Annotated in this window: 15 protein-coding genes; 11 read left to right on the forward strand and 4 right to left on the reverse strand. The window is 75.0% G+C overall.

Annotated elements, in window-relative coordinates; genetic code table 11:
* Positions 1-60: 60 nt before the first annotated feature.
* Positions 61-330, reverse strand: a complete 270-nt coding sequence (locus GA0070609_RS10455; RefSeq protein ID WP_088993626.1) for a DUF2795 domain-containing protein — start codon at positions 328-330, stop codon at positions 61-63.
* A 147-nt stretch (positions 331-477) separates the two neighbouring features.
* On the opposite strand from GA0070609_RS10455, the gene GA0070609_RS10460 reads away from it, so the two are divergent.
* Positions 478-888 (forward strand): DUF2267 domain-containing protein, encoded by a 411-nt coding sequence (locus tag GA0070609_RS10460; protein ID WP_088993627.1) that lies wholly within the window; start codon positions 478-480, stop codon positions 886-888.
* Positions 889-1,055: 167 nt separating this feature from the next.
* On the opposite strand, the gene GA0070609_RS10465 is transcribed toward GA0070609_RS10460, so the two are convergent.
* Positions 1,056-2,222 (reverse strand): CaiB/BaiF CoA transferase family protein, encoded by a 1,167-nt coding sequence (locus GA0070609_RS10465; RefSeq protein WP_088993628.1) that lies wholly within the window; start codon positions 2,220-2,222, stop codon positions 1,056-1,058.
* Positions 2,223-2,337: 115 nt separating this feature from the next.
* Between GA0070609_RS10465 and GA0070609_RS10470 the strand changes: the two genes are divergently transcribed.
* The 8 genes from GA0070609_RS10470 (at position 2,338) to GA0070609_RS10505 (ending at position 9,565) form a co-directional block, all read left to right on the forward strand.
* Complete coding sequence (locus GA0070609_RS10470) at positions 2,338-3,510, forward strand: glycosyltransferase family 4 protein (RefSeq protein WP_157748109.1); 1,173 nt, start codon at positions 2,338-2,340, stop codon at positions 3,508-3,510.
* The gene (locus tag GA0070609_RS10475) at positions 3,503-4,492 is read left to right on the forward strand and encodes a glycosyltransferase family 9 protein (RefSeq protein ID WP_088993630.1); all 990 of its coding nucleotides are present in this window, start codon (positions 3,503-3,505) and stop codon (positions 4,490-4,492) included. Before GA0070609_RS10470 ends, GA0070609_RS10475 begins: the two co-directional genes overlap by 8 nt.
* A gap of 184 nt (positions 4,493-4,676) precedes the next feature.
* Entirely contained in the window at positions 4,677-5,696 is a 1,020-nt protein-coding gene (locus GA0070609_RS10480; RefSeq protein WP_088993631.1) for a TerC family protein, read from the forward strand.
* 73 nt (positions 5,697-5,769) lie between these two features.
* On the forward strand, positions 5,770-6,369 hold the full coding sequence (locus GA0070609_RS10485; protein ID WP_088993632.1) for a sulfite oxidase-like oxidoreductase: 600 nt from the start codon (positions 5,770-5,772) through the stop codon (positions 6,367-6,369).
* Entirely contained in the window at positions 6,366-7,112 is a 747-nt protein-coding gene (locus tag GA0070609_RS10490; RefSeq protein WP_088993633.1) for a ferredoxin reductase, read from the forward strand. The genes GA0070609_RS10485 and GA0070609_RS10490 overlap by 4 nt, the downstream gene beginning before the upstream one ends.
* A 16-nt stretch (positions 7,113-7,128) precedes the next feature.
* A complete protein-coding gene (locus GA0070609_RS10495; RefSeq protein WP_088993634.1) occupies positions 7,129-7,422 on the forward strand; it encodes a DUF6510 family protein in 294 nt (97 codons plus the stop codon).
* Positions 7,423-7,629: 207 nt separating this feature from the next.
* On the forward strand, positions 7,630-8,808 hold the full coding sequence (locus GA0070609_RS10500) for a hypothetical protein (RefSeq protein WP_088993635.1): 1,179 nt from the start codon (positions 7,630-7,632) through the stop codon (positions 8,806-8,808).
* A 190-nt stretch (positions 8,809-8,998) separates the two neighbouring features.
* A complete protein-coding gene (locus GA0070609_RS10505) occupies positions 8,999-9,565 on the forward strand; it encodes a GNAT family N-acetyltransferase (protein WP_088993636.1) in 567 nt (188 codons plus the stop codon).
* A 4-nt stretch (positions 9,566-9,569) separates the two neighbouring features.
* Here the strand turns inward: GA0070609_RS10505 and GA0070609_RS33115 are convergent, their stop codons facing one another.
* On the reverse strand, positions 9,570-9,731 hold the full coding sequence (locus GA0070609_RS33115; protein ID WP_157748110.1) for a hypothetical protein: 162 nt from the start codon (positions 9,729-9,731) through the stop codon (positions 9,570-9,572).
* A gap of 87 nt (positions 9,732-9,818) precedes the next feature.
* Positions 9,819-11,264: a M28 family metallopeptidase gene (locus GA0070609_RS10510; RefSeq protein ID WP_088993637.1), complete on the reverse strand. Its 1,446-nt coding sequence runs from the start codon at positions 11,262-11,264 to the stop codon at positions 9,819-9,821.
* A 118-nt stretch (positions 11,265-11,382) separates the two neighbouring features.
* Here GA0070609_RS10510 and GA0070609_RS10515 point away from each other — a divergent pair, with 118 nt between their 5' ends.
* Positions 11,383-13,533: an amylo-alpha-1,6-glucosidase gene (locus tag GA0070609_RS10515; protein ID WP_088993638.1), complete on the forward strand. Its 2,151-nt coding sequence runs from the start codon at positions 11,383-11,385 to the stop codon at positions 13,531-13,533.
* A 40-nt stretch (positions 13,534-13,573) separates the two neighbouring features.
* Positions 13,574-14,875: an NAD(P)/FAD-dependent oxidoreductase gene (locus GA0070609_RS10520; protein WP_088993639.1), complete on the forward strand. Its 1,302-nt coding sequence runs from the start codon at positions 13,574-13,576 to the stop codon at positions 14,873-14,875.
* The last annotated feature ends 141 nt before the right edge of the window (positions 14,876-15,016 follow it).

Here is a 15,016-nt window from a genome sequence, read left to right on the forward strand (position 1 = left end):
GGTCACCCGGTCGCCGCACCGGGTGCGCGGCCGCCACCAGCCCGGGGGCGCGCACCGGGGTCAGATGCCGCGCAGGTGCTGCGAGACCCGGGTGTGCGGCTCCCGCGCCTGCGCCGCCCGCTGGGACGCGCTCACCTCGGGGGCGGCGTCGATGGCCGCGGAGCGGGCCACCTCGTTGCCGTTGGCATAGTCCACCGGCGGCAGGGCGCGCAGCGCCTTGAGCACCTCCGGCGGGGCGCCCTCCCGTTCCGCCTCCCGGACCACGTCGTCCTTGCCGGCCGGATAGTCCAGGCTCGACAGGTACTGCAGCACGTCGGCGTAACTCGCCATGGTGTCGGCTCCTCGGGCATCGATCCGGTCACGACCGGCGGCGGTTACCCGCCCAGCCGGCCGGCACGCGCCGTCCAGCCGGAAATCCGGCGCCGTTTCCCGACCCGATCGGCGGGTACGCGTACCCACCGAGCCGAGGAGCACGCGATGAACTACGACACCTTCATCGACCAGGTCGCCCAACGCACCCGGACCTCGTCCGAGCGGGCCGTCGCGCTGACCCGGGCCACCCTGGAGACGCTCGCCGAGCGGCTGACCGGCGGGGAGGTGCTGGACCTGGCCGTCCAGCTGCCCAAGCCGCTCCAGCTGGTGCTCAAGCCCAGCCCGCGTACCGAGTCGGCGGACCGGTTCGGCGGCGCCGAGTTCGTCGCCAGGGTCGCGCTGCGCGCCGGCGTCGACGAGCCGGCCGCCCGGGACGGTGCGCGGGCGGTCTTCGTCACCCTCCGCGAGGCGATCAGCGGTGGCGAGTTCGACGACGTGGCGGCCCAACTGCCGCGCGACTACCGGGAGCTGGTCGAGCCGGCGATGGCCCCCGGCGCGACGCTGCGCCGTTCCTGACCGGCCGGTCCGCCGGCCCGGTGGCATCGCCGCCGGTCGCCTGCGGCCGGACTGGGTGTGTCTGTCGTCGTTACAGCGACAACAGATGCACCCGAACGACGGTCGGCGTGCAGCTGCCCGGAGCGGGCCGCCGGTGTCGCCGTGCGGTGTGTCGAGGCGGGCCGCGGTCAGGCGATCGCGCCGGCCGCCCGCAGGTCGGCGATCCGGAGCGCGTCGAAGCCCGCCTCGACCAGCACCTCGTCGGTGTGTTCGCCGGGCTGCGGCGGCGGCCGGCGCAGCGCCGTCGGGGTGCCGGAGAACCGGGGGGCCGGGGCCGGCTGGGTCACTCCGTCCCGCTCCACGAAGGTGTCCCGCGCGGCCAGGTGCGGGTGCCCGGGTGCCTCCCGCCAGTCCAGCACCGGCGCCACGCAGGCGTCCGAGGCGCCGAGCAGCGCGGTCCACTCGTCCCGGCTGCGGGTGCGGAACAGCCGTGCCCAGGCCGTCCGCAGCGCCGGCCAGTTCGCCGGGTCGGTGCGGTCCAGCGCCTCGTCCGGGTGCAGCGGGAAACCCGACCGGCGCACCAACTCGTCGTAGAACTTCGGCTCCAGCGCGCCGACCGCCAGGTACCGGCCGTCGGCGCACTCGTACGTGTCGTAGAAGGGCGCCCCGCCGTCGAGCAGGTTCACCCCGCGCGGGTCCTGCCACATGCCGAGCCGCCGCAGCGCGTGGATCTGCGTGCTGAGCACCGCCACGCCGTCCACGATGGCCGCGTCGACCACCTGGCCGGTGGCGCCACCGCGCACCGCGTACAGGGCGGCGACCAGGCCGAGGGCCAGCATCATCCCGCCGCCGCCGAAGTCGCCGAGCAGGTTCATCGGCGGCACCGGGCGCTCGCCGGCCCGGCCGATGCCGTGCAGCGCCCCGGTCAGCGCCAGGTAGTCGATGTCGTGCCCGGCGTACGGGGCGACCGGCCCGTCCTGCCCCCAGCCGGTCATCCGTCCGTAGACCAGCCGGGGGTTCGCCGCCAGGCAGTGCGCCGGACCGACACCCAGCCGCTCGGTCACCCCCGGCCGGAAGCCCTCGATCAGCGCGTCCGCGCCGGCCACCAGGGCGAGCACCACCTCCCGGCCACCGGCGGACTTCAGGTCGACGGCGACCGAGCGGCGGCCCCGGTTGAGCAGGTCCGGATGCGGGGTGCCGAAGGCGGCCGGGTCCACGTCGGAGACCCGGTCCACCCGGACCACGTCGGCACCCAGGTCGGCGAGCATCATCGCGGCGAACGGGCCCGGGCCGATGCCGGCCAGCTCCACCACCCGTACGCCGGCGAGCGGGCCGGCCGGAACGTCCTCGGTCATCGGGCCACGATAGGCGCTGGCGGGTTTGCGCCGTAAGGGGCCGGGAATCCGGCGCCGCCCGGGCCGGCTCCGGCTTTCCGCCCGGGTGGGCTCCGGCGCGGGCGGGGGAGGCGGCGTGGTCGACGACCGGATCAGGGTGGCCGTGCTGCACGGCCCGGCGCCGCCGGAGCACGACGGGGTGAGCGACTACGTGCGGCACCTGCTGGCCGCGCTGCCCGACGTCGGAGTCGAGGCCACCGGCGTGCCGGTGCGGCCGGACGGCGACGGCTGGGCGGGCGCCACCGCCCGGGCCGCCCGCGCGGTCCGCCGGCTGGCGCCGGACCTCGTGCACGTCCAGTTCGCGCCCGCCGCGTACCGCTTCTCCGGGCAGCCCGGCCTGCTGCCGCTGCGGCTGCCCCGAGCCGTGCCGCTGGTCACCACCCTGCACGAGTACGGCTCGTGGGCCTGGCCCGGCTGGCTGCCCGGGCCGCTCTGGTCGGCGGTGGAGCGGACCCGCCGCTGGGACCGGGAGTCGGGCCGGCTGGTGCCGGCCAGCGCCGCGGTGATCGTCACCAATCCCGGTCACGCGGCGGTGCTGCGGGCCCGTACCGGGCGGGAGGCCACCCGGATCCCGCTCGCCCCGAACGTCGCGGACCAGGTGGGCGCCCCCACCGCCGGGCACCGGCTGCGCGCGGAACTGGGCCTGCCCGACGGCGCGCCGGTGCTGGCGTTCTTCGGCTTCGTGCACCCGGTCAAGGGGGTGCGCTACCTGATCGAGGCGCTGCCAACGCTGCGCCGCCACCATCCCGAGCTGCGGCTGCTGGTGGTGGGTGGGTTCACCGCCCAGGCCCTGCCCGCGGCCGAGGCCCGCGCGTTCCGGGCGGAACTGACCACCCTGGCCGCGGGGCACGGCGTCGCCGACGCGGTCACCTTCACCGGGCACCTGCCCGCCGACCGGGTCTCCGCCGCCCTGCACGCCGCCGACGTCGCGGTGCTGCCGTTCACCGCCGGGGTGAGCACGAAGAGCGGGGCGCTGCTGGCCACGCTCGCCCACGGGCTGCCGACCGCGGTGACGCTGGCCGACTCCGGCGACGACGAACTGGCCCGCAGCGGGGCGGTGGCCGTGATCCGGGAACGCCGGGACGCCGCCGCCGTCGCCCGTACGGTCGGCAAGCTGCTCGCCGACCCGGTGCTGCGCCGGCGGCTCGCCGAGCGCGGCCGGGCCTTCGCCGCCGCGTACTCCTGGCCGCGGGTGGCCGCCGCGCACCGCGACCTCTACCGGCGGACCCTGGCGGGCGCCGGTGCCTGACCGGGGTCCGGACATCCTGGTGGTCGACCTGCTCGGCGGGATCGGCGACCTGCTGATCCTGCTGCCGGCGGTGCACGGCCTGGGCCGCCGCCACCCGGGCGCCCGGATCCGGGTGCTCACCCACGAGCCGGGCGCGGAACTGGTGCGCGCCGACCCGGCCGTCACCGAGGTGCGCACCCCGCGGCACGGCCGGCCCGGGGCGGAGCGGGACGCGGTGGTCGAGGCGCTCGCCGCGCGCCGCCCGGATCTGGCGGTCAGCACCACCCGCTACGACGGCATCCCGGAGCTGCTGTCGGCGGTGGCCACCCGGGCGGTGACCGACCTGTGGCGCCGGCCCCCGCCGGACCAGCCGGTCGGCGCCCGCTACCTGGAGATCCTGCACGCCGAAGGGCTGCTGGACGCCGCGGACCGGGCCGCCCGCCCCCGGGTGCACGTCCCGCCGTACGCCCGGGCCGCCGGGGAGCGGGTGGTCAACTGGCTGGTCGGTGACCCGCCCGCGCCGCCGGTGGTGCTGGTCACCGACGCGGGCATGGCGGTGAAGCGCTGGCCGGACCCGCACTGGCGGCGGCTGGCCGGCGAACTGGCCCGACGTGGGCACCCGGTGCTGACCGTCGGCCCGGTGCCCGCCGAGGACCCGCTCGGGGTTCCGTTGCCCCGCGCCGACCTGCCCACCCTGGCCGGGCAGTTCGCCGCGGTCGCGCGTCGGGGCGGGGTGGTGGTCGGTCCGGACACCGGCCCGGTACGGCTCGCCGCGGCCGCCGGGGCGGCCACGGTCGCCCTCTTCGGTCCCACCGACGCCCGGCGGTACGGCATCGGCGGGGCCGACCTGCAGGGGCTGCCCGGGTGCGGGTACCGCCGGCCCACCGCGATCACCGAACAGCCCTGCTGGTGGGCGGCGCGCTGCCCGCTGGACCCGGCCGGCCCGGCCTGCATGGCCGCGCTGGATGTCGACCGCGTCCTCGCCGCGGTCGTCGCCCGCTGACCGGCCCCACGGGGTGCCGCTTGGCGCTCGGAATCAGCCTGGCCTAACCTTGTCGCCACGAGGGGAGTACTTCCCACGAACCATTCCGGTCAGTACGGCGGGCCCCGGAGCGCGCCTCGGGTGGTTGCCCACGAAAGGTGGGTGAAGGAGACCTCGAACATGTCACCGTGTTCGAGGAGGCTCCATGTCCGGTTCGTCATACCTTGCCGCGGCCGAGATCCAGTCGGTCGGCACCCCCGGCCTGTGGGGGATCACGATCGTCGGCGTGCTCGCGCTGCTGGTGCTCGACTTCCTGGTCACCCGCCGCCCGCACGAGGTGTCGCTGCGCGAGGCGCTGGGCTGGTCCGCCTTCTACATCGCCCTGCCGCTCGCCTTCGGCGTCTGGGTCTGGTCCCGGTACGGCTCCAAGCAGGGCATCGACTACCTCACCGGTTACCTGGTGGAGAAGTCGCTCTCGGTCGACAACCTCTTCGTCTTCATGCTGCTGCTGGCCGCGTTCGCGGTGCCCGCCGTCCTCGCCCAGCGGGTCCTGCTCTACGGCATCGCCGGCGCGCTGGTGCTCCGGGCGGTCTTCATCGCGCTCGGCGCCGCCGCCCTGCAGACCCTCGACTTCGCCTTCCTGCTCTTCGCCGCCATCCTGATCGTCACCGCGATCAAGCTGCTGCGCGACGCCCTCTCCGGGCACCAGCAGGAGGTGGACATCAACAAGATGCGATCGGTGCGGGTGCTGCGGCGGTTCATGCCGGTGACCGACGACTACCACGGCACCCGGATGATCATCCGGGAGCACGGCCGGCGGACGCTGACCCCGCTCGCCCTCGTGGTGGTCGCGGTGCTCGCCACCGACGTGGTCTTCGCGGTCGACTCGGTGCCGGCGGTCTACGGCATCACCGAGGACCCGTACCTGGTCTTCGCGACCAACGCGTTCGCCCTGCTCGGCCTGCGGGCGCTCTACTTCGTGCTGCACGCCGCGCTGAGCCGGCTGATCCACCTCACCTACGGCCTCGCCGTCATCCTGGCCTTCATCGGCGTGAAGCTCGCGCTGCACTGGGCGCACGGCATCTGGAAGGGCGTGCCGGAGATCCCCACCCTGGCCTCGCTCGGCGTGATCATCGCGGTGCTGGTGGTCGTCACCATCACCAGCCTGCGCGCCACCCGCACCACCGTCGGCGGCGAGCGGGAGGTCGTCGCGGAGCGGCGCTGAAACGGGTCACCCGGCCCGGTCGGCTCCGTCCGACCGCCCCCTGCGACGTCAGCCGGGGTGGTACGACTGACGGGTGGGAATCGTTTCACCAGGCTTCCAGGGCCGGCCCCGCTCCGCGGAGCCGGCCCTTCCGCCGGGGCAGTACCTGACCCAGGACTTCCCGGTGCTCTCCGCGGGCCCGACCCCGAAGGTGCCGCTGGACACCTGGGAGTTCGTCATCACCGCCGAAACCGGCGCCGAGTACCGGTGGAGCTGGGACGAGCTGATGGCGTTGCCCCAGGAGACGCCGACGGTGGACATCCATTGCGTGACCCGCTGGTCCAAGCGGGACACCACCTGGCAGGGCGTCTCGCTGGACACGCTGCTCGACGGCGTCGACACCGGTGCGCACTACGTGCAGGCCCACTCGTACGGCGGCTACACCACCAACCTCCCGCTGGACGACCTGCGCGGCGGGCGGGCCTGGGTGGCGCACACCTTCGAGGGCGCCCCGCTGCCCGCCGAGCACGGCGGCCCGGCCCGGCTGCTGGTGCCGCACCTGTACTTCTGGAAGTCGGCCAAGTGGGTGCGCGGCATCCGGCTGACCCCCACCGACGAGCCCGGATTCTGGGAGACCGCCGGCTACCACGACTACGGGGACCCGTGGCGTGAGCAGCGGTACCAGGGCGATTGACCGCGCCGCTGCGCTGGCGGGTGGCCCGGCTCGTGGAGCGCCGGGTCGAGACGCCGAGCGCGCAGACCCTGGTGCTGGAGGTGCCCGACTGGCCGGGGCACCTGCCCGGGCAGCACGTCGACCTGCGGCTCACCGCCGAGGACGGCTACCAGGCGGCGCGGTCGTACTCGGTGGCCGGGCCGGTGGCCGACGGGCCCGGCGGGCCGCGGATCGAGGTGACCGTCCAGCGGGTGCCGGACGGCGAGGTGTCGCCGTACCTGATCGACACGTACGCCGAGGGTGACCCGGTCGAGGTACGCGGCCCGGTCGGCGGCTGGTTCGTCTGGCGGTCGGCGGAGACCGCGCCGGTGCTGCTGATCGGCGGCGGCTCGGGCGTGGTGCCGCTGATGGCGATGATCCGGGCCCGCCGGGCGGCCGGCAGCCGGGCGCCGTTCCGGCTGCTCTACTCGGTGCGCACCCCCGAGGATGTGATCTACGCCGACGAGTTGCGTCGCCGGGCCCGGGACGACTTCGGCCTCGACGTGGCGTACGTCTACACCCGGCAGGCGCCGCCGGGGTGGCGGGGCGAGCCGCACCGGATCGGGCTGGCCGACGTCAACAGCCACGGCTGGCCGCCGGACCTGGAGCCGCTCTGCTACGTCTGCGGCCCGACCGGGTTCGTGGAGACGGTGGCGGACCTGCTGGTCGGGCTGGGGCACCAGAGCCGGCGGGTGAAGACCGAACGGTTCGGCCCCACCGGCTGAGCGTCGAGGAGGCACCATGACGGACATGTCCTACCTGGACGGCAACATGCTCGACGGCCCGCTCCGTGAGCTGTTCGCCGTCGACCTGAGCACCGCCAGCGGCCGGTGCGAGAACTGCGGCATGCTCGGCCCGATGGCCGGCCTGCGGGTCTACTCGCACGCCCCCGGCCTGGTCGGGCGCTGCCCGAACTGTTCCGGGGTGATGCTGCGCCTGGTCCGCTCGCCCGACCGGGCCTGGCTGGACCTGCGCGGCAGCACCTACCTCCAGGTGCCGATGCCGCTGGACCAGCCGCACCCCGGTCCGCTCTGACCGACCGGTCCGCCGCCGGCCACCAGGCCGGCGGGCGCACCCCGCCCGCCCAGCACGGCGCGCAGGGCCGGTCCGCCCACCCGCCGGACAGGGCCGGCAGGGCCGGTCCGCCCAGCCCGCCCGGCGCGCTCAGCCGGGGCCGGCAGGGCCGGTCCGCCACGAATCTTGGGGCCCGCCCGAAATCGGCGCGGCCGCTAGGTTCGACGGATGCCGACGCCGCCCACCTCCGTGCTCGCCGATCTGCTCGCCCGCGTCGCCGGGGGACCGGTGCGGGTCGGTGCGGCCACCCCGGCGGCGGCCGGTTGGTCGGCCGACCGGGCGGCGTACCCCTGGCTCTCGCGGGTGCCGGTGCACGGCCCGCCGGGATGGCCGGTGCGGTCCGTGGTGGTGAAGACCCGGCGGCCGGACCGGGGCCGGCCGGGCGACCCGGTGCGGGAGCGGGTGGCGCTGGAGTTCCTGGCCGAGGTGGGCTGCGCGGTGGGCCCGCGGGTGCTCGCACACGACGACCGGCTCGGCCTGCTGGTGCTGGAGGATCTCGGCGTCGGCCCCGGGTTGGAGGACCTGCTGGTCGGGACCGACCCGGACCGGGCGACCCGGGGTTTCGTCGCGCTGGCCGAGGCCGCCGGCCGGCTGCACGCGGCAACCCGGGGGCGCCAGGACGCCTTCCGCCAGCGGCTCGCCGCCGCCGGCCGCCGCGCCCCGGCCGACCACGACCGCAGCGTCCTGGCCGGTACGCCGTTCGCCGGCTGGTGGGCGGCGGTGGCCGCGCTGGCCGGCGCGGACGGGCCGTTGCCGGCGGTGGGCGCGGCGCACCGCGACGCGGCGCGGCTGGTGACCTGGCTGACCGACCCGGAGCCAGCGCCGGTGCTCGGCACCGGCGACCTCGCCCCACAGAACTGCCGGCTGGATGCGGGCCGCGCCCGGCTGCTGGACTTCGAGGGCGCCCGGTTCCAGCCGCCGTACGTCGAGGCGGCGCACCTGCGGCTGCCGTTCTACGGCGCGCCGTGCTGGTCCCGGGTGCCGGTCGAGGTGGGCCGCCGGGTGGAGCGCGCCTACCGGGCGGCCGCCGGCCAGCGCGATGACGGAGCCTGGGCGGCGGGGATGGCCGCCGCCACCGCCGCCTGGGCCGTCGTCCGGCTGGCCCGGCTGCCGAAGCTGCTCGCCGCCGACCCGCCGCACCCGATGGGCTTCTCCCGCCGGGGGCAGTTGCTGGACACCCTCCGGGTGGCCGTCGACGCCGGCGCCGCCGGCGGATCGCTGCCAGCCCTCACCGCCTGGCTGGCCGCGACCGACGAGCACCTCCGTCGCCGCTGGCCCCACCTCCCACCCACCCAACCCTGCTATCCCGCCTACCACCCCGCCGCCACGCGCACTTTCAGTGAATGAGTGGCTGTCCGGCGGGAAACAGCCACTCATTCACCGAAAGAGCGCCTCCGGGGAGCGCGGGACGGCGGGTGGTGCGGCGCCGGTGACCCGGGGGCAGGCGGCGCCGGCGCGGGTGACGCCCGGCACAACCTGGGCGCCGCGGCGGGTAACCGCTGGACGTCGACCGCACCGGGGGCCAGAGTTTTCCGCCGTGAGATATCTGCGCACCGCCGGTCCGGCCGGCATCCGCCGCCCCCGACCGGCCGACGAGGCCGAGTTCATCGCGGCCGCCCGGCGCAGCCGCGAGCTGCACCACCCCTGGCTCGTCGCCCCCGCCGACCCGGCGGCGTACGCCGCGTACCTGGCCAAGATCCGCCGGCGGGACCACTCCGGCTACCTGATCTGCGACCGGGCCAGCGGGGAGATCGCCGGGTACGTGAACATCAGCGGGATCCTGCTCGGCGCGCTGCGCGGCGGCTACCTCGGCTACGCCGCCTTCCTGCCGTACAGCGGCACCGGACACGCCTCGACCGGCATCGGCCTGGTGATCGAGCACGCCTTTACCGTGCTGGGCCTGCACCGGCTGGAGGCGAACATCCAGCCGGGCAACGAGCCGTCCCGCAGGGTGGCCCGCAAGCTGGGCTTCCGGCTGGAGGGGTACTCGCCGGAGTACCTCTTCATCGACGGGGCCTGGCGGGACCACGAGCGCTGGGCGATCACCGCTCCGGCGGCCGGGCAGGCCGGTGCCGGCCGCCCGCGGGCGACCGGCACCGGATGACGGCTCAGCGCCCGGGCCGCCGCGCGTCGCCGCGCTGCATGCCCAGCCGCTCGATGCGGCCCTGCTTGTGCTCGACCCGCCGCCGCTGCCGCGGGGTGAGCCGGGTGCGGCCGCTCTGCCGCAGGTAGATCGGCTGCCGCTGGTCGTTGGACATCGGCGTGCTCATCGGGTTGCCTCCCGCTCAGATGGGACCGACCACCAGGCTCCGCCGCCGCCGGGTGAGCGCACCCCGCCCGAACCGGGTGAACCGCCCTCAGCTGCCCGGCCGGGGGAACGCCACCGGGCTGCGGTGCGCGTCCCGGCCCACCGCCCGCACGCCGAAGAAGACGTTGTCCTTGGACAGGTCGATGGTCACCTCGGTGACGTCGCCGACCGGGATCACCCGCTGCCACTCCGCCGCGGTGGTCTCCCGCCACAGCACCTCGTAGCCGGCCAGGTCCGGCTCGTCGCCGCGCTGCCAGCGCAGGGTGGTGTCGTTGGTGAGGTTGCTGGTGACGATCACCGCGCCCTTCGGGGTGCCGGGGGCGCGGGCCAGCGACCAGAGCGCGGCGCCGTTGACCCGGGCCACCCGGGTGACGTACGCGAAGTCGCAGAACTCCGGCAGGTCGCCGAACTGCCTGCCGTCCACCGACCGGACGTCCTGGTGCTGGTGGGCGAAGTCCTCGTTCGGCTCGGTGAACCGGCCCGCCGGCCAGCCCTCGCGCAGGAACGAGATGTGGTCGCTGCCGCGCAGGTAGCGGTCCCGCCGGTAGATCACCCGGACCCGCATGCCGGTGGCGGAGTTCTCGGCGGTGTCGACCACGAACCGGGCCAGCTGCCGCGACGGCGAGTCGTTCTCGCCGCCGACGGACTGCCGGGTGGCCGCCTCGGCCGGCGTCTCGGCGGTCGGTACCCCCTCGGCGAAGAGCCGCACGGTGTGCGGGTCGCGGGTGCCGTCGTCGGCGGTGCTGCTGCCCACGATGTCGTTGCTGAACATGCCCTGCACGTCCGCCCCGGCGGCCTTCAACTGCCCGGCCAGGTACGCCGAGCCGTACAGGCCCTGCTCCTCGCCGGCCACCGCCGCGAAGACGATGGTGGCGGCGGTGCGCCGGGTGGCCATCAGCCGGGCCAGCTCCATCACCACGGCCACCCCGGACGCGTCGTCGTCGGCGCCCGGGGCGTCGCTGACCGCGTCCATCACGTCGCTGGCCCGGGAGTCGTAGTGCCCGGTGATCACGTACGTCCGGTTCGGCGACGTCTCCCCGCGCAGCGTCGCCACCACGTTGGTGATCGTCGTGGGCACCGGGATCCGGGAGGCCGGCTGCTGCACGTACGACTGGAGTTCGACGGTCATCCGGCCGCCGGAGGCGGCGGCGTACTCGCTCATCCGGTCGTAGATCCAGTCGCGGGCGGCGCCGATGCCGCGGTCCGGGTCGTCCTGGCTGGAGAGGGTGTGCCGGGTGCCGAAGGCCGCCAACCGGCGGACGATGGCCTCGATCCGCCGCTGGTCGACCTGCCGGAGCAGGTCCCGCAGGTCCCGGTCGGGGGACTGCGGGCGCACCGGACGACCCGGCCCGGCTGGCGGGCCGTCGTGCGCGGCGGCGGGCTCGGCCAGCAGGGGCACGGCGACGGTGGCGGCGGTGGCGGCGGCGGACGCGGACAGGAAGGTACGCCGGGTGGACCTCGTGGGTCGGTCGCCGGCGGTGTCGTGGGATCCCATCACCGCATCTTCGCCATCGACGGCGGTGTTTGTCCATATCGTCGGTCGTGGATGTAAGCCGGGTTTCACCCGGAGCGGGTGATGACGGACGGTGATCGTCGTTCCTACGGTGAGACGTATGACTGCCGTCCGTGCGACGCCCGTGGATCCCACCCCCGGCCTGGTCGCCACCGCCTGGGAGGGCGGTGACCAACGGGCGCTGCCGCCTGAGCTCGGCCCGGACTCGCTCGCCGTGCTCAGTGGCCCGACCTTCATGTACGCCGACCGGTGCGGAGACGTGCCGCCGGGCAGCATCGGCGGCCTGGTGCACCTGGACACCCGGCTGGTCAGTGAGTGGGTGCTGACGGTCAACGGTGGCCGGCTGCTCGCGTTGCGCTCCGAGACGGTCCAGCACTACTCGGCCCAGTACGTGCTCACCAACCCGGACCTGCCCGACCTGCCGACGAACAGCCTGGGCGTGCGCCGGCTGCGCTACGTGGGCGACGGCTTCCACGAACGGATCACCATCGCAGCGTTCCGCCCCGAGCCGGTCCGGTTCGAGCTGCGCCTGGCCGTGGCCGCCGACTTCGCCGACCTGTTCGAGGTGAAGTCGGGGGTGCGGGACCGCTCGGCACAGATCACCCGCGACCACCAACCGGACCGGTCGGAACTCTGCTTCTCGTACGCGGCGGACGGGTTCGCCGCGGAGACCCGGGTGCGCAGCTCGCTGCCGGTCGCCCGGATCGACGGCGACGAGCTGGTCTGGGACATCGAGCTGTCGCCGCGCCAGGAGTGGGAGCTGGACCTGCACGTGCCGCTGCCGCCCGGGATGGGGGTGGTGGAGCCGGTCCGCGGCGACATCGCCGACGTCATCCACCAGCGGGTCGACGACCCGGTGCGCCGCTGGACCACCGACCGGGCATTGCTGACCAGCGACAACGAGACCCTGACGCGGACGGTGCGCAAGTCGCGCGACGACCTCGCCGCGCTGCGGCTCGAACTCGAGGTCAAGGGACAGCGGATCGTGCTGCCCGGCGCCGGTCTGCCCTGGTTCCTCACGGTCTTCGGCCGGGACACCCTGATCACCGCGTACCAGACGCTGGGAGCCGGGCCGATGCTGGCCCAGGGGGCGCTGCTCGCGCTGGCCCGGTTGCAGGGGCGGCGCTGCGACGACTTCACCGACGAGGAGCCCGGCAAGATCTTGCACGAGGTGCGCAGCGGCGAGCTGACCCGCACCGGGGTGAAGCCGTACGCCCCCAACTACGGCACTGCGGACGCCACCCAGCTATGGCTGATCCTGCTGTCGGAGTACTGGCGGTGGAGCCGCGACGACGAGACCGTGCGGTTGCTGCGGGACAACGCGATCGCCGCGCTGCACTGGATCGACGACTACGGCGACCGGGACGGCGACGGCTACGTCGAGTACGCCACCCGCTCGCCGGAAGGGCTCGGCAACCAGTGCTGGCGGGACTCGCCGGACGGGGTCTGCTTCGCCGACGGCCGGATCCCGGTGCTGCCGCTGGCCACCTCCGACCTGCAGGGCTACACCTACGACGCGAAGCTGCGGCTGGCCGAGCTGGCTGACGGGCCGCTCGCCGACCCGGCCCTCGCCGAACGGTTGCGCGCCGACGCGGCCCGGCTGTTCGAGCGGTTCAACCGGGACTACTGGATCGACGAGCGGGGCGGCTACTACGCGGTCGCCCTGGACGGCGACAAGAACCGGGTCGACGCGAAGACGTCCAACATGGGGCACCTGCTGTGGAGCGGCATCGTGCCGCCGGAGCGGGCGGAGGCGGTGGCGCGGCAGTTGATGTCGGACGAGATGTTCTCCGGCTGGGGCATCCGGACCATGTCCAGGGAGGAGCGGCTCTACAACGCGCTCGGCTACCACCTGGGCACCGTCTGGCCGCACGACAACTCGCTGGCCGCGCTCGGCCTGGCCCGCTACGGCTACCGGGACGAGGCGAACCGGATCAGCCTGGCGCTGCTGGAGGCCGCCGGGCACTTCGACTACCGGCTGCCCGAGGCGATCAGCGGGTTTCCCCGGCAGCGGCTGCTCTTTCCGGTGCCGTACCCGACGGCCTGCAGCCCGCAGGCGTGGGCGACCGGCACCCCGCTCGCGCTGACCCGGGCCATGATCGGCCTGGAGCCGGTGGACGGCCGGCTGACCCTCGACCCGCGCATCCCGCCCGAGGTCGGCCGGATCAGGGTGGACCGGATCCGGGCCTTCGACCGTTCCTGGGACGTGGAGGCGGTGGGTGACGCCGGGTACGTCCGGCTTTCCGGCTGAGTCCACGTTTGTCCCCCCGGTCGGTGGGAACGGGGCCGCAATGACGAAACCTCGTGTGGTGATCGTGGGGGCCGGGTTCGCCGGTTACCACGCGGCGAAGACCTTGAGCCGGCTGGCCCGGAACAAGGCCGAGATCGTGCTGCTGAACTCCACCGACTACTTCCTCTACCTGCCGCTGCTGCCCGAGGTGGCCGCCGGGGTGGTCGAGCCGACCCGGATCGCCGTGCCGCTGACCGGCACGCTGAACGGGGTGCGGGTGGTCATCGGCGAGGCCGACCACGTCGACCTGCAGAACCGGTGGGTCGGGTTCACCCAGCCGGAGGGGGACCGCAACCGGCTGGCGTACGACCGGCTGGTGCTCGCCGTGGGCAGTGTCAACAAGCTGCTGCCCATCCCCGGGGTGACCGAGTACGCGCACGGCTTCCGCGGCCTGCCCGAGGCGCTCTACCTGCACGACCACGTGGTCCGCCAGATCGAACTGGCCGAGCAGGCCGAGGACCCGGCCGAGGAGCGCGCCCGGGCCACCTTCGTGGTGGTCGGCGCCGGCTACACCGGCACCGAGGTGGCCGCGCACGGCCAGCTCTTCACCGACGCGCTGATGGCCCAGCGGCCCCGGCTGAAGACCCGACCGCGGTGGATGCTGCTCGACATCGCCCCCCGCGTGCTGCCCGAGCTGGACAAGCGGATGTCGGACACCGCCCACCGGGTGCTCGACCGGCGGGGCGTGGACGTGCGGATGGGCACCTCGGTGGCCGAGGCGACCCCCGACGGGGTCACGCTCACCGACGGCGAGTACGTGCCCACCTGCACCCTGGTCTGGTGCGTCGGGGTGCGCCCCGACCCGTTCGTGGCCGAGCTGGGCCTGCGCACCGAACGGGGCCGGCTGGTCGTCGACGAGTACCTCACCGTCCCCGGCTTCCCCGAGGTGTACGCCTGCGGCGACGCCGCCGCGGTGCCCGACCCGACCCATCCCGGCCAGATGTGCACGATGACCGCGCAGCACGCCCAGCGCCAGGGCAAGCTGGCCGCGCACAACATCGCCGCCTCGTACGGGCAGGGGCGCCGTCGGCCCTACCGGCACCACGAGCTGGGCTGGGTGGTCGACCTGGGCGGCAAGGACGCGGCGGCGAACCCGCTGAAGGTGAACCTGGCCGGACTGCCCGCCAAGGCGGTCACCCGGGGCTACCACCTGCTGGCCATGCCCGGCAACCGGGCCCGGGTCGGCGCCGACTGGATGCTCGACGCGACGCTGCCCCGGCCGGCGGTGCAGCTCGGCCTGGTCCCGGCGAACGCGGTGCCGCTGGAGAGCTCCTCACCCGAGATCGCCGTCCGGGCCCGCTGAGCGCCCCGAGGCGAGGTCGCCCTCCGGGGCGGTGTGCAGGCGAGGGCGCGGCCGACCGCTGAGCATCCCGCGACGACGGCGCGGTGAGCACCCAGGCGCGGGCGCGGGCGGGCCCGGATCGCTGAGCACTCTGTGACGACG

Origin of the sequence: Micromonospora echinaurantiaca (assembly GCF_900090235.1) — a bacterium.
Lineage (GTDB): Bacteria > Actinomycetota > Actinomycetes > Mycobacteriales > Micromonosporaceae > Micromonospora > Micromonospora echinaurantiaca.

What these genes read in the sequence shown, in the direction of transcription:
- GA0070609_RS10455 (WP_088993626.1), bottom strand. Translation starts at nt 330, where the DNA reads ATGGCGAGTTACGCCGACGTGCTGCAGTACCTGTCGAGCCTGGACTAT.
- GA0070609_RS10460 (WP_088993627.1), top strand. Translation starts at nt 478, where the DNA reads ATGAACTACGACACCTTCATCGACCAGGTCGCCCAACGCACCCGGACC.
- GA0070609_RS10465 (WP_088993628.1), bottom strand. Translation starts at nt 2,222, where the DNA reads ATGACCGAGGACGTTCCGGCCGGCCCGCTCGCCGGCGTACGGGTGGTG.
- GA0070609_RS10480 (WP_088993631.1), top strand. Translation starts at nt 4,677, where the DNA reads ATGTCCGGTTCGTCATACCTTGCCGCGGCCGAGATCCAGTCGGTCGGC.
- GA0070609_RS10495 (WP_088993634.1), top strand. Translation starts at nt 7,129, where the DNA reads ATGACGGACATGTCCTACCTGGACGGCAACATGCTCGACGGCCCGCTC.
- GA0070609_RS10500 (WP_088993635.1), top strand. Translation starts at nt 7,630, where the DNA reads ATGCCGACGCCGCCCACCTCCGTGCTCGCCGATCTGCTCGCCCGCGTC.
- GA0070609_RS33115 (WP_157748110.1), bottom strand. Translation starts at nt 9,731, where the DNA reads ATGAGCACGCCGATGTCCAACGACCAGCGGCAGCCGATCTACCTGCGG.
- GA0070609_RS10510 (WP_088993637.1), bottom strand. Translation starts at nt 11,264, where the DNA reads ATGGGATCCCACGACACCGCCGGCGACCGACCCACGAGGTCCACCCGG.
- GA0070609_RS10515 (WP_088993638.1), top strand. Translation starts at nt 11,383, where the DNA reads ATGACTGCCGTCCGTGCGACGCCCGTGGATCCCACCCCCGGCCTGGTC.
- GA0070609_RS10520 (WP_088993639.1), top strand. Translation starts at nt 13,574, where the DNA reads ATGACGAAACCTCGTGTGGTGATCGTGGGGGCCGGGTTCGCCGGTTAC.